This window comes from Marinobacter similis (assembly GCF_000830985.1).
Classification (GTDB): domain Bacteria; phylum Pseudomonadota; class Gammaproteobacteria; order Pseudomonadales; family Oleiphilaceae; genus Marinobacter; species Marinobacter similis.
The window spans coordinates 2441083-2463758 of the sequence record NZ_CP007151.1 but is presented as its reverse complement, the minus strand read 5'-3'; the positions used below and the strand labels follow the sequence as shown (position 1 = coordinate 2463758).

Below are 22676 nucleotides of genomic sequence, written 5' to 3'. Positions count from 1 at the left end.
GTTTGCTCCCGGTTGTTGCTAAAGGCCGACACGCGGCCCTTTCCTTGAAAAGTCTGAGTCAGTATAGGGCAAGGCGCGCGGTCACACGTCGCCGTAGCGTATTTTTTCGCCCAGCCACCGTCGGATCAGGCGTCGACCCGCTGCCGGTCGCCCATCAAGGCCGGCGCCATTTCCCGCACCGGCTCAATCCAGCCCTTATCCCGTTCAAAGTCCGCCAGCCGGAACTGCATCATGCCGGTCTGTCTGGTACCCAACACCTCGCCCGGGCCGCGGATCTCGAGATCCTTTTCGGCAATGACGAAACCGTCCTGACTGTCCCGCAGCGCCTGCAATCTCGCTTTACCATTATTGGACAGGGGTGGGTGGTACATCAAAACACAAAAACTGGCCTGCTCACCTCGCCCTACTCGCCCCCGTAACTGATGCAGCTGTGCCAGGCCAAGGCGTTCCGGGTTTTCAATAATGATCAGAGAGGCGTTCGGAACATCGACGCCAACCTCAATAACCGTGGTCGCCACCAGCAGATCCAGCTCGCCATTCTTGAACTGTTCCATCACCGCGGCTTTTTCCACCGCTTTCAGGCGACCATGGACCAGCCCCACCTTGAGATCTGGCAGCCGCTCCGTCAACTCCTGCGCGGTCACTTCCGCGGCCTGGCATTGCAAGGCCTCAGATTCCTCAATCAGGGTGCATACCCAATAGGCCTGGCGTCCCTCGTTGCAGGCACTGCGAACACGACCGATAACGTCTTCCCGACGACTATCGGGGATAACGATGGTCTCGATGGGCTTGCGCCCGGGCGGCAGCTCGTCGATCACCGACGTATCCAGATCAGCGTAGGCACTCATGGCCAGGGTTCTGGGAATGGGGGTCGCGGTCATGATCAGCTGGTGTGGCGCAAGCGAGCCACCTACACCTTTCTCCCGCAACGCCAGGCGCTGATGCACGCCGAATCGGTGTTGCTCATCAACAATGACCAATGCCAGACGATCAAAAACCACGTCGTTCTGGAACAGAGCGTGGGTGCCGATCACCACCGCAGCCGACCCCGACTGGACTGCGTCCAACGCCTGCTGTCTCGCCTTGCCTTTTACCTTGCCAGACAGCCACGCCAGCTCGATACCCAGTGGCTCAAGCCAGCCACGGAAGTTCTGATAATGCTGTTCAGCAAGGATTTCAGTCGGCGCCATCAGCGCCACCTGGGCACCCGCGGCAATCGCCTGCAGCGCCGCCAGCGCCGCCACCACGGTTTTACCGGAACCGACATCGCCCTGGACCAGTCGCAACATCGGCAGCGGCTGGCTCAAATCCTGACGAATGTCGGTCATCACGTGGCGCTGGGCCCCGGTCAACTGAAAGGGTAAGGAGTCGAGAAATTGATCGGGTAAATCGCCGGTGGGCAACAGCGGCAGCGCTTCCCGGGCCTGAATCTGTTCCCGCACCTGCAGCAGGCTGAGCTGATGCGCGAGCAACTCTTCCATCACCAGCCGCTGCTGGGCCGGATGCCGGCCTTCCATCAACAGATGCACCGGCGCGTCGGCTGGAGGCGAATGCACCAGCTGAACCGCATCGCTGATACCTGGCAACTGATAATCCGCCAGCAATGATGACGGCAACCAGTCCCGAATCGGATAACGCTGCAGATAACCCAGCGCCTGCTGACACAGTGCCCGCACTCGCGGCTGCTGAATGCCTTCGGTAAGGGGATAGACCGGCGTCAGCGTGGCCTGGCCTTCCGCCGGCATCGGCGGTGGATCAACCTGGTATTCAGGGTGGTAGAACTCGTAACCGGCACGGCCCGGGCGGACTTCACCGAAGCAGCGTACCCGGGCGCCCGGGGTCAGCTGGTTTTTCTGGGCGGCGTTAAAGTGGAAAAACCGCATTACCAGAAAGCCGCTGTTGTCCTTGAGGGTAACCTGCAGACTGCGGCGACGCCCCATCACCAGGTCGGCCTTCATGACCTCACCTTCCACCACGGCCACGTCGCCAATTCTGAGATTGCCCATGGCCACCACCCGGGTGCGGTCCTCGTACCGGTGCGGCAGATGGAACAGCAGGTCCTGAAGCGAGGCTATACCCAGCTTACCCAGCTTTTCGGCCAGGGCGCTGCCTACGCCCTTGAGCTGGGTAACCGAGATGTCATCCAGCGACGTCATGCAGGACTCAGGCGCTCTCGGCCACGGCCGGGGTATCCGTCTTGGCTTTTTCGATGACCCGGCACTGGCTGGCCGCCAGCGACAGAATGTCGATGGCCTTGGGCCGCGGGAAAGTCACCCGCCAGGCCAGAGCAACCGTGCGGAAGGGTACCGGCGGGGCAAAACGCCGCACCGCCAGGATGTCTTCGTGGTATTGCATGGCCGTCGCCGCCGACAGTGGCAGTACCGTGATCCCAAGCCCCGACGCCACCATGTGACGAATGGTTTCCAGCGAACTGCCCTCAGTCACCAGCGCCGGAGAGTCGACATCAACACGGCGGGTTACGGCCTCAACCAGGGGCGGACAGGATTCCAGCACCTGATCCCGGAAACAGTGACCCGGCCCAAGCAACAGCAACTGCTCCTTGGCCAGCTCTTCAGCGGTCAGCTCATCCTTCTCGGCCAGCGGGTGCCCGGCCGGCAGCAGCACCACGAAGGGCTCGTCGTAAAGTGGCAGGGTCAGCACTTCCGGTTCTTCGAACGGCAACGCTATGATAATGGCGTCCAGCTCGGACTGGCGCAGCTTCTGCCGCAGCGTGGCCGTGTAGTTCTCTTCAATGTACAAGGGCATCTGCGGTGCCGCGCGCCGCAATTCCGGCAGGAGATGAGGGAACAGGTAGGGACCGATGGTGTAGATAGCCCCGACTTTCAGCGCGGAATTCAGCTGATTTTTTCCGTCCTGGGCCATGTCCTTGATCACCCCGACCTGGTCCAGCACCCGCTGCGCCTGCTCAATGATCCGCTGCCCGGTTTCGGTGACCCGGATACTGCTTTTACTCCGCTCGAACAGCGGAATACCCAGCTCGTCTTCGAGCTTCTTAACGGCCACACTGAGTGTCGGCTGGCTGACATGGCAGCGCTCGGCCGCACGGCCAAAATGCCTTTCGCGGGCAAGCGTAACGACGTATCGTAACTCGGTGAGAGTCATGGTGAGCTCCGGTCAGGTGGATACGGGGCAATGGTTCACGAATTTATGGGTTCAAGCATAAGGATTGAGATTGTCTATGGCAATGACTGAACGCACCAACACGCCCCGGATTCTGGTGGCCGGCTGTGGCAAACTCGGGGGCGCCATTGCCAGCCTGCTCAGCGACTCGGCAACCGTGTTCGGATTGCGCCGAAATCCGGCTCAGGTTCCGGCTGGTATCCAGGGTGTAAAAGCCGACCTGATGGCACCGGAGTCCCTCGAAAAAGCGGTGCCGGAAAACCTCGACCTTATCGTCTATTGTCTGACTCCCGCCAGTTACGACGAACAGGGCTATCAGGATGCCTACGTCAATGGGCTTTCAAACCTGCTGGATGTAGTCAAGGGCCAGCCACTGGCACGCCTTGTCTTCATCAGCAGCACCAGCGTCTACTCCCAGGATGATGACAGCTGGTTAGACGAAACCAGCCCGGCACAGCCCGGTCGCTTCAGCGGTGAACAGATTCTGGCGGGTGAGCGCACGGCCCTGGACAGCGGACACCCGGCAACTATCGTGCGGTTCAGCGGCATCTACGGTCCCACCCGGCAAAGGTTTCTGGACGAGGTTATAGCCGGGCGAATGGCGCCCAAAAAACCCGCGCCGTTCACCAACCGCATCCATGAAGACGACGCCGCCCGAGTGATTCAACATCTGGCCCTCAAGGCACTGGCCGGCGAGCCATTGGAAGCGCTCTATGTCGCCAGCGACAGCGAACCAGTGCGATTAGACGAGGTGGTTGAGTGGGTACAGGCACACATCGAGTGTGCGTCACCGGTGGAGGACGCCCGCACTGGTGGACGCGCGGGCAGCAAGCGGTGCCGCAACCAGCGCCTGCTGGAGAGCGGTTTCGAGTTCCGGTTCCCGGACTTCCGGGCCGGCTACCGAGCCATGATCGCCGGGCGATAACCAATCGATAGCCGGGCAACAGCCACAAAAAAAGGCGGCCGAAGCCGCCTTTTTCTCACTGATTCCGAGGCTAGGCCCAGGGCTTCAGGTCAGTACCATTACCGCTTCCATCTCAACCGGCACGCCTTTGGGCAGCGCTGAAACACCAACGGCAGCGCGGGCCGGATACGGCTCTTCAAAGTAGGTCGCCATGATCTCATTGACGGTGGCAAAGTTCTCGAGGTCCGTCATGTAGATGTTGAGCTTGACGATGTCCTTCAGCTCGCCGCCGGCCGCTTCACAGACCGCCTTGAGATTTTCGAACACTTGGCGGGTCTTGGCGGCAAAATCCCCGGCAACCACTTCCATGGTTTCTGGCACCAGCGGAATCTGACCAGACAGGTAGACCGTGTCACCGGCTTTTACTGCCTGCGAGTAGGTACCAATCGCCTGCGGGGCGTTTTCAGTCTGGATAACGGATTTGTTGGTCATGGCTTGGGTATTCCTCTCTTCCAAAACGCCAATCGTCACCTCTGGGCGCGGCTGCTGTCAACCAGACGTTGGGAGAGATGGCTTTCGCCATACCGGGCAGATCAGTGACGGACCCGCCCGATGTGGGTCACCGCCCGGATGTTCTTCACCCGCCGCATCACCCGTGCCAGGTGCCGGCGTCCGTTTACATGCAGCACCAGGCTGACGATGCTGAACTTGGCATTCTGCTCTTCCACGTTGATACGCTCGACGTTGCCATCGGCCATCGCGATGGCATTGGCGACCTCCGCGATCACACCGCGTTGGCGCTCCAGCTCAACCCTGAGTTCAACCGAGAACTCATCAGCGATGTCTTTGGCCCACTTGAGATGGGTCAGGCGGGCCCTGCCTCATCGTCTTCCGGCAAGCGGGAGCAGGTGTCGGAGTGAATCACCATGCCTTTGCCGGAATCCATCATGCCCACCACCGGATCACCCGGAATGGGTTTGCAGCAACTGGCAAAGCGCACCAGCAGGCCTTCCGTACCACGAATGGTAACCGGGCTGTGCTCGCCGCTGCCGTGCACTTCTTCCGCCACCTCGGCAATGGGGGGCGAATCGGCGCCGGTCACCAACTGCCGCGCTACCAGGTAGGCCATGCGATTGCCCAGGCCAATATCAGCAATCAGGTCGTCCAGGCTGTTGACCTGGTTGTGATTGACCACGGCCTGAACCTGCACATCGGCGATGTCCGCCAGACGGGTACCAAAGCCTTTCAGGGATTTCTTCAGCAAGGTCTTGCCCAGCTCCAGCGATTCCGCCCGCTTCTGATGCTTGAGCACATGGCGAATGCTGCTACGCGCCTTACCGGTTACCACGAAGCTGAGCCAGGCCGGGTTCGGCCGGGCGCCCGGCGCTGTGATCACTTCCACCGTCTGCCCACTCTGCAGCGGCTGACTCAGGGAACTCAGATTCCGGTTGATCCGGCACGCCACGGTAGCGTTACCGATATCGGTGTGGATGGCGTAGGCAAAGTCCACCGGCGTGGCACCGCTGGGCAGTTCCATGATCTTGCCCTTGGGAGTGAAGACATAGATCTCGTCCGGGAACAGATCGACCTTCACGTGCTCGATAAACTCCAGGGAGTCATCGGCGCGCTCGCGCATCTCCATCAGCCCTTCACCCAACGATCCACCCGGGCCTGGTTGGCGTTGGATACGCTGCTCGGATCGCTCTTGTACATCCAATGGGCGGCGATGCCGTTGTTGGCAATGTGCTCCATCTCCTCAGTACGGATCTGGATCTCGATGTTCACGTGCATGCCAAACAAGGTGGTGTGAATGGACTGGTAGCCGTTGGCCTTGGGCATGGCGATGTAATCTTTGAAACGACCCGGCAGCGGCTTGTACAGGCTGTGCACCGCACCCAGGATGCGGTAACAGTCATCCTCGGTGTCGGTAATGATCCGGAACGCGTACACGTCCATGATTTCATGGAAGGATTTCTGTTTGAACTTCATCTTGTTATAGATGCTGTTCAGGTGTTTCTCGCGCCCCAGGATGCGCCCGGGCAAGCCACGTTCTTCCAGCTTTTCCTGCAGCTTGCCGCGAATCTCTTCAATGATCTCGCGATGGCTGCCCCGCAGCTTGTCCACCGCCTTGGAGATGTACTTGGAGCGCATGGGATAAAGCGAGGAAAAGCCCAGGTCTTCCAGCTCGGTACAGATGGAATGCATACCCAGGCGGTTGGCGATGGGGGCGTAGATATCCAGGGTTTCGGTGGCGATGCGCTGACGTTTCTCGTAGGGCATGGGGCCCAGGGTGCGCATGTTGTGCAGGCGGTCGGCGAGTTTTACCAGGATAACCCGGATGTCCCGCGCCATGGCAAGGGTCATCTTCTGAAAGTTTTCCGCCTGGGCTTCAGCCCGGGACCGGAATTCGATCTGGGTCAGCTTGCTGACACCGTCGACCAGCTCGGCCACGTCATCGCCAAACTGCTCGGCCAGGGCATCCTTGGGAATGCCGGTGTCTTCAATGACGTCGTGGAGCATGGCCGCCATCAGGCTCTGATGGTCCAGCCTCAGGTCGGCCAGGATGTGGCAACGGCCAATGGGTGGGTGATGTAGCGATCACCGCTTTTGCGCATCTGCCCTTCGTGGGCCTGTTCGGCATAATAGTAGGCACGTCGCACCTGATTGATGCGATTGGTATCCAGATAGGTACTGAGCTCTTTCGCCAGACCCTCAACCGTAGCCTCTGCCGACACCGCGCCTCCGTATACTTATGAAATCCAGGGACAAAAAAACGAATGCACGCATCCGGGTCCTTCCTGATCCTGCCAACAACGTCCGTTCTATAGCTACACTATAAAGCGCCGAGGCAGATTTCAATGCTTCCGAGGCGCGGATACGTATTTGTACCCGTACCTGAGGTCACTCGTCGTCGTCTTCCTGCAACAACTCACGACCTACTTTACCTTCAGCAATCTCGCGCAGGGCGATAACTGTCGGCTTGTCGTTCTCTTCAGCCACCGCCGGTTCCGCACCTTTGGTCGCAAGCTGACGGGCACGCTTGGTAGCCAGCATCACCAGCTGGAAGCGGTTATCAACGTTTTCCAGACAATCTTCAACGGTAACTCGTGCCATAACTTCCCCGAAAATAAAATGACTGATCTAGCAGACCGCGTAGTTTACTGCGCCCGGCTCAATTTGTATACAGCAACAAGCACCACAAACTACTGCGACAACTGGGTCAGCAGTTCGCTGTGGCGATCCTGCTGCACCCCGATCCGCACCCTCTGACTGCGGACAATGGCCAGCAGATCCGCCAGCGCCACATCAAAGTCATCATTCACCACCAGGAAATCGAATTCCAGAGCGTGCTGACACTCTTCCCTGGCCTCGCCCAGGCGACGCTCCACCACGTCCGGCGCGTCGGTACCACGTCCGGTCAGACGCTCCCGGAGAGTTGCCGCCGACGGCGGTACAATGAAAATACTGACGCACTCGGGCATCAGCCGGCGCACCTGTTCCGCGCCCTGCCAGTCGATTTCCAGGATAACGTCTTGGCCACCGGCCAGGGTTTCGCGCACCCAGATGTGAGAGGTGCCGTAATAATTGCCGAACACGTCGGCATGCTCCAGGAACTCACCCCGTGCGATCATCGCCTCGAATTCGTCGCGACTCACGAAGTGATAGTTCACGCCATCCTGCTCGCCTTCGCGCATCGGCCGGGTCGTATGGGAAATCGATACACCCAGTTTATTGTCGTTGCCGAGCATGGCGGCCACCAGACTGGTCTTGCCAGCACCGGAAGGCGCCGAAATTACGTACAGCGTACCCTGTTCAACTGTCGGGCTCATGAACAAACAACTCCAACCTGCATGTATTCGATAGCCCCACCGGATCCCCAGCGGCGCCTGGAAAACGCCGGATTATACGGTTTTCGGGCGGCCTCCGCACGTCACTCCAGGTTCTGCACCTGTTCGCGCATCTGCTCGATCAGCACTTTCAGATCCACCGCCGAGCGGGTCACCCGGGCATCAATACTCTTGCTGCTGAGGGTGTTGGCTTCGCGGTTCAGCTCCTGCATCAGAAAATCCAGCCGACGACCAATGGCATCGTCACCCTTGAGGGTATCGGTGACCTCGCCAATGTGGGCGTCCAGGCGATCCAGTTCCTCCGCCACATCACTCTTCTGGGCCAGCATCACCATTTCCTGGGCCACCCGCTCAGGCTCCAACTCAACCCCGGCCTTCTCGAACCGGCTGCGCAGGTTTTCTTCCTGAGCTGCCAGCAAGTCCGGCATCAGCTCACGCACCTCGGTGACCAACCGGGTCATGGTGGTCAGGCGTTCATCGAACAGCGGCCGCAACCGCTCGCCTTCGCGCTCACGCACAGACACCAGCTCGCGCACTGTGTCTTCAAACAGAGCCTTGGCGGCGTCCCGGGCCGGACCGTAATCCTGCTCAGTTACCGACAGCACACCCGGCCAGCGCAGGATATCGAGGGCGCTGATGTGTGCCGGGTTGTCCAGAATCCGATTGACGTGATTGGCAGCCTCATTGACCGCCTTCGCCATGTCGTCGTTAATCTCAAAACTCTGTGACGCCTTATCCGCCGACTGCAGGCGCATGGACACGTCGACTTTGCCACGCTTCAGCTGCTTGCGAAGCTCCTCCCGGAACGGATTTTCCAACTCTCGAAACGCCTCGGGCAAGCGGAACGAAGGCTCCAGGTAGCGATGATTGACCGTGCGGATTTCACACGTCAGCGTACCCCAGTCTCCCTGAACATCCTTGCGGGCAAACGCGGTCATACTTCGAATCATGGCAACTCCGGTCATGGTGAACGACAGTGAATCGAGTTTAACAGGCTCTGAGCGCCCTCGGCGAGCCTGACCGCTCCGAAGCCAAACCGGCTTGACCGACGTGTTATACTGCCCGCCCTTTCGAAAACCCAACCGGGATCAGACCGGACATCAACCACAGATTTCAGGAATGACTATGCGACCAAGTGGCAGAACGCCCGAGCAACCCAGAGACGTTCGAATCACCCGGAATTACACCCGTCACGCCGAAGGTTCGGTACTGGTGGAATTTGGTGACACCAAGGTGATCTGCACCGCCTCTGTCGAAAACAAAGTACCGCCATTTCTCCGTGGCGAAGGCAAAGGCTGGATCACCGCCGAATACGGCATGCTGCCGCGCTCAACCGGTAGCCGCATGGGCCGTGAAGCCGCACGCGGCAAACAGGGCGGACGCACCGTCGAAATCCAGCGCCTGATCGGCCGCTCCCTACGTGCTGCCGTTGACCTGAGCGCACTGGGCGAGCACAGCATCACTATCGACTGCGACGTTATCCAGGCCGATGGCGGCACCCGCACCGCAGCCATTACAGGCGGCTGTGTAGCCCTGGTGGATGCCCTCAACCATCTGGTGGCAGAAAAGCGCCTGAAGAAATCACCGCTTAAACAGATGGTCGCGGCCTTCTCCGTGGGCGTTTACAAAGGCACGCCGGTAGTTGATCTGGACTACCCGGAAGATTCCGAAGCCGAAACCGACATGAACGTGATCATGACTGACCAGGGTGGGTTTATTGAGATCCAGGCACTGCCGAAGGTGCGCCGTTCGTGAAAGACGAACTGGACAGCATGCTGGACCTGGCGAAGACCGGCATTGAGCAGCTGTTCGAGATCCAGAAAGCAGCACTGGAAGGCTGAATAAGGCTTTAAAAGGAAGGCTCGCACAACATCTGGGCGCTGGCAGTGATGCCGCGCCCCAGAATGTTGGAGGCCATGGATGGCCGGAAACAAGCGTACAGGGATGTACTTGCAGCGGTTCTGGGGCGCGGCATCACTGCCGGCGCTTCCCCAGAAACCTAAAAACCAATTTCGATGTCGTAATCCATGATCACCGGCGCGTGATCAGAGAACCGGGTTGAGCCATCAATCCAGCCATCCAGGATGGTATTGCGAATGCCCGGGGTCAGCAGGTGATAGTCCACCCGGATACCCGCATTGCGACGGGCACCCTCAGCCTGCTCAGGCCACCAGGTGAACTGGTTGCTCTGTTTGTTTATCTCCCGGAACGCATCAATACAGCCCATCTCATCAAACAGACGATCCAGCCATGCCCGCTCATGGGGCAGGAAACCCGAGAAGTCGTGCTTGTGGTACAGCGGACTGGCATCGGTGACATGATGAGCGGTTTGGAGGTTGGCACAGAGGACGAACTGACGGCGCTTGCGCAGAGTCTTTTGCATGTGAAGGCCAAAGCCTTCCAGGAACTCATCCTTGTGATCCAGCACCGTGAGATCATCCTCACCAATGAGTTCTTCTTCACGCCCCAGGGCACACGGCGCCAGCACACAGCCTACCGACACCTTGTCAAAGTCGGCCTGAATAAAGCGACCTTCGCGATCAGCCTGCTCGTTGGCAAACCCGTACATGATGGCCTTCGGGAAATGGCGGGTGTAGATGCCAACACCGCCATCCTCGTTCTTCTCGCCATCAATAAAGTAGGCCTGATACCCCTCTGGAATGAGGTTGTAGTCCTCAATCTCATAGGCACGCATGCGGTGATCCTGAACGCAGATAACGTCAGCATCCTGATCCGCCAGCCAGTCAAATAAACCTTTGTCAACGGCCTGGGCAAGCCCGTTAACGCTGATAGATACTACGCGCATACGTGTTCCCTGATTCGGTTTGTGTGTATGATACCGTTTTCACACGTTAAATAAAGATCCACACCCGCCAGAAGCCTTGCCATGCACGACTATCAGCAAAATTTCATCGAATTTGCCATCCGCCGGAATGTACTTCGTTTTGGCGAATTTACGCTCAAATCCGGCCGCACAAGTCCGTACTTTTTCAATGCGGGGCTGTTCAACACCGGCGACGATCTACTTCAATTAAGCAAAGCTTATGCCGCCGCGATAGAACGCAGTGGGCTAAAGTATGACATCATCTTCGGGCCTGCCTATAAGGGCATTCCGTTGGCTACCGTGACGGCCATGGCACTGGCTACAGACGGTAACAGCAAACCTTTTGCCTTCAACCGCAAAGAAAAGAAAGATCATGGCGAAGGCGGCAACATTGTCGGCGCCCCATTGCAGGGCAAGGTCCTCATCGTCGATGATGTTATTACCGCAGGCACTGCCATTCGCGAATCCATGGATCTGATTCGCAGTGCCGGTGCTGAACCGGCAGGTGTACTGATTGCACTGGATCGCCAGGAAAAAGGCAACGGTGAGCTCTCCGCGATCCAGGAAGTGGAGCAGGAATTCGGCATCCCGGTGATCAGCATTATCCGCCTGGAACAGGTTCTGGATTACCTGAAGGCCAACCCGGAGTTTGCCGGCCACGCCGAAAAGGTCGCCAGTTACAGGGATCGCTACGGAGTCTGATCGATGGCCAGACGCTCTATTCCTTCCAGATTCTCAGCAGTGAAAATCACTGCCTCTGCTGCTTTGGCGTTCAGCCTGGTCGCCACCGCGGAAGCTGGCATGTACCGCTACACTGACGAGAACGGGCGGATGGTCATCAGCAACACCATTCCCCAGGAAGCGACCAAACGAGGCTACGAGATACTCAGCAACAACGGCCGGGTAGTTGAAACCGTTCCCCCTGCTCCGACCGAAGAAGAAATAGCAGCCCGCGAAGCGGAAAAGCAGCGCCAGAAAGAACTGGCGATTCAACAGGAACAAGACCGGCAGCTTCTGAAACGCTACAGCCACCCGGACCAGGCCGTTCGCGCCATGCACCGGAAAATCCGCGAACTGGAAGGCCTGATTCAACTCAAGCGCGGCAACATCTCCGTCATTTCCAATCAGCTTGACAGCGAGCAAAGACGAGCAGCGAACATCGAGCGTTCCGGCGGCGCCATCCCCGAGGCCATGCTGGAAAAAATCCGGCGCCTGGAATCTCAGATCCGCGATCTCGAACGGGAAATCAGTATCCAGAGCCAGGAAATTGATGAGCTCCGGGCCGACTTCGAGGCCGATATCAAGCGCCTTGAACAGGTAACTGGCGAACCTCGAACTCTCTCCCTGGACACGTCCAGCGAGCAATAAAGCCAAGCCGTGCAGGGCATTCAAGCAAGTCCAGACACAAAAAAGGCGGTGGTTTTCAAAACCACCGCCTTTTTTAGTTGCGACCACCAACTACCGGTGGTCGCTACAACGTCTTAGGCAGACGCAGTTGTCTTCTTGGCAGCAGTGCTCTTACGCGCAGTGGTCTTGCGTGCAGCCGGCTTCTTGTCGGTTGCAGCAGCTTTGGCGCTTTGAGCAACGCTGGTTACTTCGTCAGCGGTTTCAGAAACAGCGTCTTGCGCTTCTTTCTCAAGCTTGGCAACCAGGTCGGCTGCGAAGTTGCCGAAACGGCTGTTCAGGCTGCGCAGTTGCTCGAACAGGCTGTCGCTGTAGCCGTTGTAACGGGTGCGCAGGCTCTTGACGCTGTATTCACGCGCTTCGGACTCCAGCTTCTCGGCGTAATCAAACGGCTTGGAGGCCAGCTTCTTCTGCTGCTCTTCCGCGGCGTTGATGCCCTTCTCAACGATTTCCTGAATCTGTTCCTGATAGGATTTGAGTTTACCCATGTCTAAATCTCCTGAGGTTTGCCAAAACATTTTTGGTCCAGCGGCTAAGCGTTAAGCGCCCGCCTTCTCTGATCAACGACTGCCAATTTACGGAGAAAAATTAGAATGTTCATACTAAAACCGAACATGGGTGGGGTCGCAGTTCTACCTACCAGCGGAACAGCACCCAGCTGGGCACGAGCATTTCGGATTCTGTTTCCTGAATCCAGCCACCGCCGTCTGAGGGCACCAGGTAATACTCAGAACCGACCTCCGGCACCACCTTTATTTCCATGAGCTGACCGTTTACCCGGTACTCATAGAACACCTCATTCTCGCCGGGACGGATAACAATCTGAGGCCCTTCGCTGGTCGGCTGGTAGTCTGAAATCACCACCGGTTCATCGGGTGTCTGCACCAGAGTGTCATCTAGCGAGCCGTTTTCCTGGGCGGTGACAACACCGGACGAACAGGCAAGGAGCAATGCCACCGGGCAGGCGATTCGTTTCATTTTCGTGATACCCTTTTGCGAATTGAATTCATTACAGAGTTGCACAAGCCAACCAACGCTTCAATCAGATTCCGGACCCCTGTAGACATGACTGAGCAAAAGACCCCACCCGTGGTTCTTGTGGACGGTTCGTCCTACCTTTTCCGCGCCTATCACGCACTGCCCCCGCTAATGACCAGCAAGAACCAACCAACCGGCGCGATCAAAGGGGTAATCAGCATGCTCCGGCGCCTGGAGCAGGATTTTCCCGGCTCAAAAATGGTGGTGGTGTTTGATGCCAAGGGCAAAACCTTCCGGCACGAGATGTACGACGAGTACAAGGCCAACCGCCCACCCATGCCGGACGACCTGGCCTGCCAGATAGCCCCCATCCACGAGATTGTCCAGGCCATGGGGCTGCCCCTGCTGATTGTCTCCGGCGTGGAAGCGGACGACGTTATTGGCACCCTGGCTCACGAGGCCACCAGCAAGGGTATCGAGGTGGTAGTCTCCACCGGCGACAAGGACATGGCGCAACTGGTCAGCGACCATGTCACGCTGATCAACACCATGACCGAAACCCGGATGGACCGGGACGGTGTGGTGGAAAAATTCGGCGTCATCCCCGAGCAGATTATCGACTACCTGGCCCTGGTCGGCGACAAGGTCGACAACATTCCCGGGGTGAACAAGTGCGGCCCGAAAACCGCGGTGAAATGGTTGCAGAGCTATCAGAACATCGACAACCTGATGGCGCACGCGGATGAGATCAAAGGCAAGATCGGCGAATACCTGCGGGACGCCACCGAGACCCTGCCCCTGAGCCGCGAGCTGGCGACGATCAAGACCGATGTGGATCTGGAGTTCGGCCTGGAAGACCTGAAACTGCGTGAGCAGAAAGACGATGAGCTCCGGGAACTGTTCCAGGAATATGAATTCCGCACCTGGGTTGCCGAACTGGAATCCGGCAGCGACTCGGCGGGCGAAGCCGAGGCCCCGAAAGCCGAAAAACCCGCCGTGGAAAAACGCTACAGCATCATCACCGACCAGGCTGAACTGGATACCTGGCTGCAGCGCCTGAAGGAATCAGATCTGTTTGCCTTCGACACCGAGACCACCAGCCTGCGTTACAGTGAGGCCGAAGTGGTTGGCGTGTCGTTCGCCGTCGAACCCGGCGAAGCCGCCTACCTGCCCCTGGGCCACGACTACATGGGCGCCCCGGACCAGCTCGACCGGGACACCGTGCTGGCGCAGCTGAAACCCCTGCTGGAAGACCCGAACCAGGCCAAGGTCGGTCAGAACCTGAAATACGACAAGAACGTGCTGGCCAATCACGGCATCACCCTGGAAGCATTGCCGAAGACACCATGCTGGAGTCGTACGTGCTCAACTCGGTGTCCAGTCGTCACGACATGGACACCCTGGCCCGACAGTACCTCGACGAAAGCACCACCACCTTCGAATCGATCGCCGGCAAAGGCGCCAAACAGCTCACCTTTAACCAGATCGAACTGGACAAGGCCGGGCCCTACGCGGCGGAAGACGCCGACATCACCCTGCGCCTGCATCAGGTGCTGATGCCGCAGCTGGAAAAGACCGGCAAGCTGGCCTCGGTGTACCGGGACATTGATCTGCCCCTGGTGCCCGTGCTCTCCCGCATGGAGCAGCGCGGCACCCTGATCAATGCCAGCACCCTGAGAAAGCACAGCCAGGAGCTGGCCGAACGTATGGCCGAACTGGAGCAGGAAGCCCACGAGGTCGCCGGTGAAAACTTTAACCTGGGTTCCCCCAAGCAGCTGCAGGCCATTTTCTACGAGAAGATGGGCCTGCCGGTAATCAAGAAAACGCCAAAAGGCGCTCCCTCGACCGCAGAGCCGGTGCTGCAGGAGCTGGCCCACGAGCATGAACTGCCGCGGCTGATCCTGGAGCACCGCAGCCTGAGCAAGCTCAAGTCAACCTATACCGACACACTGCCAGAGCTGATCAGCCACCGCACCGGACGGGTCCACACCTCCTATCACCAGGCGGTAACCGCAACCGGCCGGCTGTCGTCATCCGAGCCTAACCTGCAGAACATCCCCATCCGCAGCGAACAGGGTCGCCGGATCCGCCAGGCCTTCGTGGCACCGGAGGGTTACAAGCTGTTGGCGGCCGACTATTCCCAGATCGAGCTGCGGATCATGGCGCATCTGTCCGGTGACAAAGGTCTGCTGACCGCGTTCGAGAAAGGTGAGGATATCCACAAGGCAACCGCGCAGAGGTGTTTGGAGTCGCGCTGAATGAGGTCTCCGGCGACCAGCGGCGCAGCGCCAAGGCGATTAACTTTGGCCTGATCTACGGCATGTCCGCCTTTGGCCTGGCCCGCCAGCTTGATGTTGAACGCAAGGTCGCCCAGGCGTACATCGACAAGTACTTTGAGCGCTACCCGGGCGTGCTTACCTACATGGACAACATCCGCAAGCAGGCTCACGACGACGGCTTTGTAGAAACCTTGTACGGACGCCGGCTCTACCTGCCGGAGATCAACGCCCGCAACAAGCAGCTGCAGCAGGCCGCCGAGCGCACCGCGATCAATGCCCCCATGCAGGGTACCGCCGCCGATATCATTAAACGGGCCATGATCGAGGTGGAAGCCTGGCTGCTACGGGAGCACGCCGACGACGCCCGCATGACCATGCAGGTGCACGACGAACTGATCCTGGAAGTGAAGGAATCGGCCCTGGACGCGGTTAGGGATGGCCTGGTGCAGCGGATGTCTGCCGCCGCCAGCTGGATGTGCCACTGCTGGTAGAAGCCGGCGTCGGTGACAACTGGGACGAAGCCCACTAACAACGAAGACCTCCTAGCCTTACCCTGGTACCGGTCCCGCCGGTGCCAGGGACATCCGCCAAAACGGTGCAGGTGCTGTCATTTTGCACTGAAACAACGCGCATTTTTTAACCAACTCACTCATGCTCCACCTCCGCCCTACCCCTAACGCCCTGACTTCCCAGTAACCTCCACGCCTATCATTGGAAGCGGCACGATATTCGCAGCATCAGTCGGGTCGGCATGGCCCAATCCCGAGGGACCAGGCCTTGCCATGTTGTGACACCCCCATTCCGAGGCCGTAACCATGACATCTCTGGCATCTGAACGAAGCTGGCTGCTGGACCCAGGCCTGCTGAAGCTGGTACATCAGTGTCGTCGACTGATCCGTTCCGAATTCGGCGTAAAGCTGCATCTCACGGAAGAGCATCTGGAACAACAACTGGCTGAGTACGCGAGCAAAACTCGCTCCAGCCACCTGACCAACACTTGGAAAACCCTGCAGGAACAGGTTCCGCACTTGTGTGTGAAAACGGAAAGCGAGAAGGCATCAGCGACACCGAAACGGATGTATCGGGGCCAGGAGATTGCTGAAGACAGTCGACCGACGGCAACGGTAAGGGATTCGGAGGGAGAAGACCCGCCACGGAAGAAGAAAGTCATCTACCGTGGCCAGGTGGTTGGCTGATCATTTGCTGGGGATTACAAGAAGCTACTGATCAGCCGGTGACGGTTTAAAACGCCTTGCTTACCTGAACTGATGCGCTCCAGGCGCTGAGTTCATAGGTGCCCTGGTAATTGGCAGTTGATGACGGCTCAGTCGGGTTCTGGTGGGTGTATTCGCGATCATTGACCTCGGCATCGTCCTCGAAAATCAGGGTGCCGACCGCCGCGTCTACGGTCCAACCGTTGCGAATATCCTGCCACTGGGCACCAAGGGTTAGCCAGTGCCGGTCCTCAGAAGGAATCCGGGCCGTGACATACTCATCCACCGGCGACTCGTCCCAGGCATAGCCAGCCTTAAAGGCCCATTCCGGGCTGGCCTGCCAGATTCCACCCAGATTGAACTGCCAGGTATTGTTCCAGCGCTCGGTGATGTGGGTGATGTAGCGCCTGGCTCCGATGACCGGGTAATTTCGCCGTTCGCTTCCCGGCTGATGATGTCCAGTTCTTCGAATCGGCTCCAACGCGCGTAGGTGGCGCCCGCTAAAACGGTGACTTCATCGGTCAAACGATGCCGGGCACCGAAAGTGATGCTCTCTGGAATCGCCAGCGGCACGGTAACTTTCTCATTCAGAGTCGTAGTCCGGGCGTAGGTCGGGGGCACCGGCACGTCGCTGATCTCCGCGTCTCCCTCTAACTCCAGCTCGGTTCCTGTCTGGGCGGTCAGGCCAAACTGGGTACGCTCCGAAAGTTCATACAAAAAACCAACCCTGAAAGTCACCCCGACATCGTCGCCTTCAATATCGGCATAGGCTCAGGCAAGACCACGGCCGCCGCACCGGCATCATCGCTGAGGTCCTGGTACCGACTCAGCCGACCCTCGGCGTACATGATATTGAGCCCCGCCCCCATGGACAGGCCCTGGCCGTTGCTGACCGATATCGAGGGCGTGAACGCAATGGCGGTCAGCTCAGTTTTATCAGCAAAGAACCGGCCGGCGAAATCGTTGTCATAATCGGCGGCTAGCCCGTAGGGCGCGTGAATGCCAAAGCCAACGTCGACGCTGTCGTTCAGCTCATGGGTCAGATAGAAATTCGGCAGCACCGCAGGATCAGCGATGTCACCGCCATCAGTGGCCGGCTGGACAGGTACGGAAGGGTCTTTTCGGGTAACGGAAATGCTGTCCCGCTTGGCCTCGGCATCGATATCCAGCACAGCCGCACCAAACGACATATTAGTGCCAGACAACTGGCTCATGCCGGCGGGGTTGAACAGGACGGTGGTGGCGTTCTCAGGATTGGCGGCCACGCCAGCATTGGCCACACCCATGGCGCTGGCGCTTTGTTCATTCAGGGAAAAGCCACCAGCTAGTGCGGTGGCTGGCGCCGCAATGGCCGCCAGCGAGGTAAAACGGATAGCCCGGGCAAGCAGCTGGGATCTCATGTGCTGGTATCTCCTTATAAATTTCGCGCGGAGTATACGCAGCACAGCTATCTGGCCTCAAATGCCAAGACTACTCATTCAAGATACTAATAATTAACGACTTTCCTCTAATCGTCCTGAATCGACAACTTATCAACGCTGGATGACAGCTGATCCGCACCCTGGGCATCCGCCCCGAGCTTGATCATCAGGCGCAGATCGTTGGCAGAATCGGCATGGCCGAGGGCATCCTCGTAAGTGATCGAGCCTTCGGCGTAAAGCTTGTACAGGGCCTGGTCGAAAGTCTGCATGCCGGTTTCGTTCGATTTGGCCATCAGCTCCTTGAGCTTGTGCACCTCGCCTTTGCGAATCATGTCGGCAACCAACGGCGAGTTGATCAGTACCTCGATAACCGCCTTCCGGCCCTTGCCATCCGGCGTGGGCACCAGCTGCTGGGCCACGATGGCCTTCAGGTTCAGGGACAGATCCATCCAGATCTGGTTGTGTTGTTCCGGTGGGAAGAACTGGATGATCCGGTCCAGCGCCTGGTTGGCGTTGTTGGCGTGCAGGGTGGCCAGGCACAGGTGCCCGGTTTCAGCGAACTGCACCGAGTATTCCATGGTCTGGCGGGTTCGCACCTCACCAATCAGGATAACGTCAGGTGCCTGACGCAGGGTGTTCTTCAGGGCCACCTCAAAGCTCTCGGTGTCGATACCCACCTCGCGCTGGGTAACGATACAGCCCTGGTGCTGGTGCACGAATTCAATCGGATCTTCGATGGAAATGATGTGGCCACGGCTGTTGCGGTTGCGGTGTCCGAGCATCGCCGCCAGCGACGTCGACTTACCGGTACCGGTAGCGCCGACAAACATGATTAGCCCGCGCTTGGTCATCGCCAGCTCTTTGATCACCTCAGGCAATGCCAGGTCATCAATCTGGGGAATCTTGACCTCAATGCGACGCAGCACCATGCCGCACAGGTTACGCTGGAAGAAGGCACTGACCCGGAAACGGCCAATTCCCCGGGCACTGATGGCGAAGTTGCACTCGTGGCTTTCCTCGAATTCCGCCCGCTGCTTGTCGTTCATCGAACCGTAAACGAACTCCCGGGTCTGTTCCGGCGTCAGGGCATTCTTGGTCACCGGCAGCACTTTCCCGTTCACCTTCATGCTGGGCGGAACGCCCGCGGTGATGAACAGGTCCGAACCGCCCTTTTCGACCATCAGACGAAGCAACTTCTCAAATTCCATACGAGCACCTGTGGTGTTTCTTGATTCTTGTTAGTCGCAGATCAGAAATTGTCTGGCATCTTGGCCTTGGCTCGGGCCGCCTCGCGAGAGATCAGCCCTTTCTGAAGCAGCCGCTCCAGGCACTGGTCCAGGGTCTGCATGCCCAGGGAAGCACCGGTTTGAATCGATGAGTACATCTGGGCGATTTTGTCTTCGCGGATCAGGTTCCGGATGGCGGAGGTGCCGATCATGATTTCGTGGGCGGCGATCCGGCCACCACCCATTTTCTTCATCAGGGTCTGGGAGATAACCGCTTGCAGGGACTCGGACAGCATCGAGCGGACCATGGACTTCTCTTCGGCAGGGAACACGTCAACAACCCGGTCGATGGTCTTGGCCGCTGAAGTGGTGTGTAGGGTACCGAAAACCAGGTGGCCGGTTTCCGCCGCCGTCAGCGCCAAACGGATGGTTTCAAGGTCTCGCAGCTCGCCTACCAGGATGATGTCCGGGTCTTCCCGCAGCGCCGAGCGCAGAGCTTCATTGAAGCCCAGGGTGTCCCGATGCACTTCACGCTGGTTGACCAGGCACTTCTTGGATTCGTGTACGAATTCGATCGGGTCCTCGATGGTGAGGACGTGCTCATAGCGGGTGTCGTTGATGTAGTCCATCATGCTGCCAGGGTGGTGGACTTACCGGAACCCGTTGGCCCGGTGACCAGTACCAGTCCACGCGGCACCGAGGAGATGTCCTTGAAGGTCTGCCCCATGCCCAGGTCTTCCATGGTCAGAACCTTGGAAGGGATGGTCCGGAACACGGCACCGGCGCCCCGGTTCTGGTTGAAGGCGTTGACACGGAATCGGGCGACCCCGGGAACTTCGAAGGAGAAGTCGGTTTCAAGGAATTCCTCGTAGTCCTTTCGCTGCTTGTCGTTCATGATGTCGTAAATCAGCCCGTGCACCTCTTTGTGCTCCATGGGCGGAAGGTTGATACGACGTACATCACCATCAACGCGAATCATTGGTGGCAGGCCAGCTGAGAGGTGCAAGTCCGACGCACCCTGTTTGGCCGAGAAGGCAAGCAGTTCAGTAATATCCATAGGAATCCTCGGAAGGCTTTTTCTTTTATCCCGGTAGCGTCGGTCCGGCGGATTTCCCGGCGCGGTTCACTTGGCATTTCAGTGACCTGCGGGTAACGTGTCACCGTACAGGTGGCACACCGAACGTGGCGATTTCACACTATGAGCAGCATAGCAGACAACATCGGGAGCGTAACCCGACGCATACAAAAAGCAACATTGAAAGCGGGCCGGGAGCCCGGCTCTGTGCGCCTGTTGGCAGTCAGCAAGACCCGAACTGCGGATGACCTGCGCGCGGCAGTGGCCGCCGGACAGACCGCATTCGGAGAAAACTACCTGCAGGAAGCACTCGACAAGATCGACGCACTGGCCGATATCGCCGGGATCGACTGGCACTTCATCGGGCCGATCCAGTCCAACAAGACCCGACAAATCGCAACCGCCTTCTCCTGGGTCCACAGCGTCGACCGCCTCAAGATCGCGCGGCGCCTGAACGAACAACGGGCCGCCGAATTGCCGCCATTGAATATCTGCCTCCAGATCAACGTTAATGAAGAAGACAGCAAGACCGGTTGTACGCTGGAAGAGCTGCCTGACCTGGTGCAGGCCATCGGCGAGTTAACGAATCTGTCGCTGCGCGGCTTGATGGCCATCCCCGATCCGGATCAGCCCGAGGCAGAGCTTCGGCTCAGTTTTCGCCGGCTAACCCGGGCCTTGCACGATCTGAAGGCGCAATACCCGGACGCAGGGCCGCTGGACACGCTGTCCATGGGCATGTCCGGTGACCTGGAAGTTGCCATTGCCGAGGGCGCCACCTGGGTGCGCGTGGGCACCGATGTGTTTGGCCCCCGCCCTGCGAAGAGCTGAAACTAGCGGATCCTGTTATGATCAGGCCGGACGTTTAACCGATCAACCGTTGGAGTGAACCTTGAGCACATCACCAACCATTTCATTCATTGGCGCGGGCAACATGGCCAGCGCCATCATTGGCGGTATGCTGGACAGCGGCTACAAAGCTGGAAACATCTGGGTCAGCGCACCGGATGATGGCCACCTGCAGTCCATCCGCAAGAAGTTCGGCGTAAGCGTCACCACCGACAACCGCTACTGCGCTCAACAAGCCGACATGGTCGTTCTGGCGGTCAAGCCCCAGGTCATGGCCGACGTCTGCCGCGACATCGCACCGGTAGTTCAGAACACCCGACCGCTGATGGTCTCTATCGCCGCAGGCCTGACCGCCGAAACCCTGGATGAGTGGCTGGCCGGTGGCCTTCCGCTGGTCCGGGTGATGCCCAATACACCGTCACTGGTGGGCAAAGGCGCCGCCGGCCTGTTTGCCAACGCCCAGGTGAAGGATGCCCAGAAGAAGATGGTCGAGTCGGTCTTCGAAAGCATCGGCTCCGCGCTCTGGGTTGAGGACGAGAACCTGCTGCACGCAGTGACCGCACTGTCCGGCAGTGGCCCGGCCTATTTTTTCCTGATGCTTGAAGCTCTGGAAGACGTCGCCGTCGATGCCGGCATTGAGGCAGTCACGGCCCGGGAACTGGCCATTCAGACCATGGCCGGGGCAGCGGAAATGGCTGCACGCAGCGAGCACGACCCCGGTCAGCTCAAGCGCAACGTCATGTCTCCCGGTGGCACCACCGAGCAGGCCATCAACACCTTTGAAGAAGGTGGGCTGCGCGATCTGGTCCGCAAGGCGTACGGCGCGGCGTTCAAACGCTCGGAAGAAATGGCCAGCGAACTGGCAGGCAAACAGTAACCGATAACGGAGACACGGCTTCATGCTGGCAGACATCCTGATTACGATCCTGCTCATTGCATCCACCTTTTACATGACCATCGTGCTGCTGCGGTTTCTGCTGCAGCTGGCCCGAGCGGACTTCTACAACCCGATTTCCCAATTCGTGGTCAAGGCCACGAACCCGCCACTGAAGCCGCTGCGCCGCTTCATTCCGGGCTGGGGCGGCATTGACGGTGCATCACTGGTACTGGCCATCGCCATTCAGGCAATTACCTTCCTGCTGATCCTGATCGCACTGAACGGCGGCATTCCATCGTTTAACCCCATCACCCTGATGGTGTGGGCGGTGCTGAACGTGCTCGACCTGATCGTGAAAATCTATTTCTGGTCGGTGATCGCGGTAGTAGTGGTGAGCTGGATAGCACCCGGAAGCGGGCATCCGGCGATTCAATTGGTCGCCCAGATCACCGAACCGGTGATGCGCCCGGTGCGTAATATCATGCCCTCCATGGGTGGCCTGGATCTGTCACCGATCATCGTCTTCCTGATTCTGAACGTGATTTCAGTGGTCATCGAGCACATGAAGATGGCTGCGGGGCTCGGCTCTATCGGCCTCGGTTTGTAAACTGCATCTCAAAAATACATTTCGTTACAGTT

Annotated in this window: 18 protein-coding genes and 6 pseudogenes; 9 read left to right on the top strand and 15 right to left on the bottom strand. The window is 58.7% G+C overall.

Annotation, left to right across the window (positions count from 1 at the left end; genetic code table 11):
* Positions 1 to 81: 81 nt before the first annotated feature.
* Positions 82 to 2156, bottom strand: a pseudogene (recG, locus tag AU14_RS11400) (ATP-dependent DNA helicase RecG).
* Between the two features lie 7 nt (positions 2157 to 2163).
* On the bottom strand, positions 2164 to 3123 hold the full coding sequence (locus AU14_RS11395) for a hydrogen peroxide-inducible genes activator (protein ID WP_041340931.1): 960 nt from the start codon (positions 3121 to 3123) through the stop codon (positions 2164 to 2166).
* A gap of 76 nt (positions 3124 to 3199) precedes the next feature.
* On the opposite strand from AU14_RS11395, the gene AU14_RS11390 reads away from it, so the two are divergent.
* Complete coding sequence (locus tag AU14_RS11390; protein ID WP_041340929.1) at positions 3200 to 4066, top strand: NAD-dependent epimerase/dehydratase family protein; 867 nt, start codon at positions 3200 to 3202, stop codon at positions 4064 to 4066.
* Between the two features lie 84 nt (positions 4067 to 4150).
* On the opposite strand, the gene AU14_RS11385 is transcribed toward AU14_RS11390, so the two are convergent.
* The 5 genes and pseudogenes from AU14_RS11385 to AU14_RS11365 all read right to left on the bottom strand — a co-directional run bounded on the left by AU14_RS11385 (position 4151) and on the right by AU14_RS11365 (position 8843).
* Positions 4151 to 4537 (bottom strand): RidA family protein, encoded by a 387-nt coding sequence (locus AU14_RS11385; RefSeq protein WP_041340926.1) that lies wholly within the window; start codon positions 4535 to 4537, stop codon positions 4151 to 4153.
* 101 nt (positions 4538 to 4638) lie between these two features.
* Positions 4639 to 6780: pseudogene (locus tag AU14_RS11380) on the bottom strand (RelA/SpoT family protein).
* A gap of 166 nt (positions 6781 to 6946) precedes the next feature.
* Complete coding sequence (gene rpoZ / locus AU14_RS11375) at positions 6947 to 7159, bottom strand: DNA-directed RNA polymerase subunit omega (RefSeq protein ID WP_041340923.1); 213 nt, start codon at positions 7157 to 7159, stop codon at positions 6947 to 6949.
* 89 nt (positions 7160 to 7248) lie between these two features.
* On the bottom strand, positions 7249 to 7875 hold the full coding sequence (gmk, locus tag AU14_RS11370; RefSeq protein ID WP_041340920.1) for a guanylate kinase: 627 nt from the start codon (positions 7873 to 7875) through the stop codon (positions 7249 to 7251).
* Between the two features lie 101 nt (positions 7876 to 7976).
* Positions 7977 to 8843 (bottom strand): YicC/YloC family endoribonuclease, encoded by an 867-nt coding sequence (locus tag AU14_RS11365; protein WP_041340918.1) that lies wholly within the window; start codon positions 8841 to 8843, stop codon positions 7977 to 7979.
* A 175-nt stretch (positions 8844 to 9018) separates the two neighbouring features.
* On the opposite strand from AU14_RS11365, the pseudogene rph reads away from it, so the two are divergent.
* A pseudogene (gene rph, locus AU14_RS11360) lies at positions 9019 to 9734 on the top strand (ribonuclease PH).
* Between the two features lie 158 nt (positions 9735 to 9892).
* Here rph and AU14_RS11355 read toward each other — a convergent pair.
* The gene (locus AU14_RS11355) at positions 9893 to 10699 is read right to left on the bottom strand and encodes an exodeoxyribonuclease III (protein ID WP_041340914.1); all 807 of its coding nucleotides are present in this window, start codon (positions 10697 to 10699) and stop codon (positions 9893 to 9895) included.
* A gap of 81 nt (positions 10700 to 10780) precedes the next feature.
* Between AU14_RS11355 and pyrE the strand changes: the two genes are divergently transcribed.
* Positions 10781 to 11419, top strand: coding sequence for an orotate phosphoribosyltransferase (gene pyrE, locus AU14_RS11350; RefSeq protein WP_041340912.1), 639 nt, complete (start codon positions 10781 to 10783; stop codon positions 11417 to 11419).
* 3 nt (positions 11420 to 11422) lie between these two features.
* Entirely contained in the window at positions 11423 to 12085 is a 663-nt protein-coding gene (locus tag AU14_RS11345) for a DUF4124 domain-containing protein (protein ID WP_052472030.1), read from the top strand.
* Positions 12086 to 12198: 113 nt separating this feature from the next.
* On the opposite strand, the gene AU14_RS11340 is transcribed toward AU14_RS11345, so the two are convergent.
* Both AU14_RS11340 and AU14_RS11335 read right to left on the bottom strand, forming a co-directional pair.
* Complete coding sequence (locus tag AU14_RS11340) at positions 12199 to 12609, bottom strand: hypothetical protein (RefSeq protein WP_041340909.1); 411 nt, start codon at positions 12607 to 12609, stop codon at positions 12199 to 12201.
* 148 nt (positions 12610 to 12757) lie between these two features.
* Positions 12758 to 13099 (bottom strand): DUF2782 domain-containing protein, encoded by a 342-nt coding sequence (locus tag AU14_RS11335; RefSeq protein WP_041343911.1) that lies wholly within the window; start codon positions 13097 to 13099, stop codon positions 12758 to 12760.
* 87 nt (positions 13100 to 13186) lie between these two features.
* Here AU14_RS11335 and polA point away from each other — a divergent pair.
* Both polA and AU14_RS11315 read left to right on the top strand, forming a co-directional pair.
* Positions 13187 to 15907 (top strand): annotated as a pseudogene (polA, locus tag AU14_RS18670) (DNA polymerase I).
* 286 nt (positions 15908 to 16193) lie between these two features.
* Complete coding sequence (locus AU14_RS11315) at positions 16194 to 16574, top strand: hypothetical protein (RefSeq protein WP_041340897.1); 381 nt, start codon at positions 16194 to 16196, stop codon at positions 16572 to 16574.
* Between the two features lie 46 nt (positions 16575 to 16620).
* Here AU14_RS11315 and AU14_RS22875 read toward each other — a convergent pair whose 3' ends face one another.
* The 5 genes and pseudogenes from AU14_RS22875 to AU14_RS11300 form a co-directional block, all read right to left on the bottom strand.
* The gene (locus tag AU14_RS22875) at positions 16621 to 17073 is read right to left on the bottom strand and encodes an OmpP1/FadL family transporter (RefSeq protein WP_269079044.1); all 453 of its coding nucleotides are present in this window, start codon (positions 17071 to 17073) and stop codon (positions 16621 to 16623) included.
* Positions 17074 to 17087: 14 nt separating this feature from the next.
* Positions 17088 to 17330, bottom strand: a pseudogene (locus tag AU14_RS22870) (OmpP1/FadL family transporter); the annotation flags it as partial.
* The gene (locus AU14_RS22865; RefSeq protein ID WP_269079043.1) at positions 17327 to 17992 is read right to left on the bottom strand and encodes an OmpP1/FadL family transporter; all 666 of its coding nucleotides are present in this window, start codon (positions 17990 to 17992) and stop codon (positions 17327 to 17329) included. The pseudogene AU14_RS22870 and the gene AU14_RS22865, both read right to left, overlap by 4 nt.
* 107 nt (positions 17993 to 18099) lie before the next feature.
* Complete coding sequence (locus tag AU14_RS11305) at positions 18100 to 19221, bottom strand: PilT/PilU family type 4a pilus ATPase (protein ID WP_041340894.1); 1122 nt, start codon at positions 19219 to 19221, stop codon at positions 18100 to 18102.
* A 41-nt stretch (positions 19222 to 19262) separates the two neighbouring features.
* Positions 19263 to 20296 (bottom strand): annotated as a pseudogene (locus AU14_RS11300) (type IV pilus twitching motility protein PilT).
* Positions 20297 to 20437: 141 nt separating this feature from the next.
* Here AU14_RS11300 and AU14_RS11295 point away from each other — a divergent pair.
* From AU14_RS11295 to AU14_RS11285, 3 genes are all read left to right on the top strand, one after another.
* On the top strand, positions 20438 to 21142 hold the full coding sequence (locus tag AU14_RS11295; RefSeq protein WP_041340892.1) for a YggS family pyridoxal phosphate-dependent enzyme: 705 nt from the start codon (positions 20438 to 20440) through the stop codon (positions 21140 to 21142).
* Between the two features lie 61 nt (positions 21143 to 21203).
* On the top strand, positions 21204 to 22037 hold the full coding sequence (proC, locus tag AU14_RS11290; protein WP_041340889.1) for a pyrroline-5-carboxylate reductase: 834 nt from the start codon (positions 21204 to 21206) through the stop codon (positions 22035 to 22037).
* A 22-nt stretch (positions 22038 to 22059) separates the two neighbouring features.
* Positions 22060 to 22644, top strand: coding sequence for a YggT family protein (locus AU14_RS11285; protein ID WP_041340886.1), 585 nt, complete (start codon positions 22060 to 22062; stop codon positions 22642 to 22644).
* Positions 22645 to 22676 lie beyond the last annotated feature (32 nt).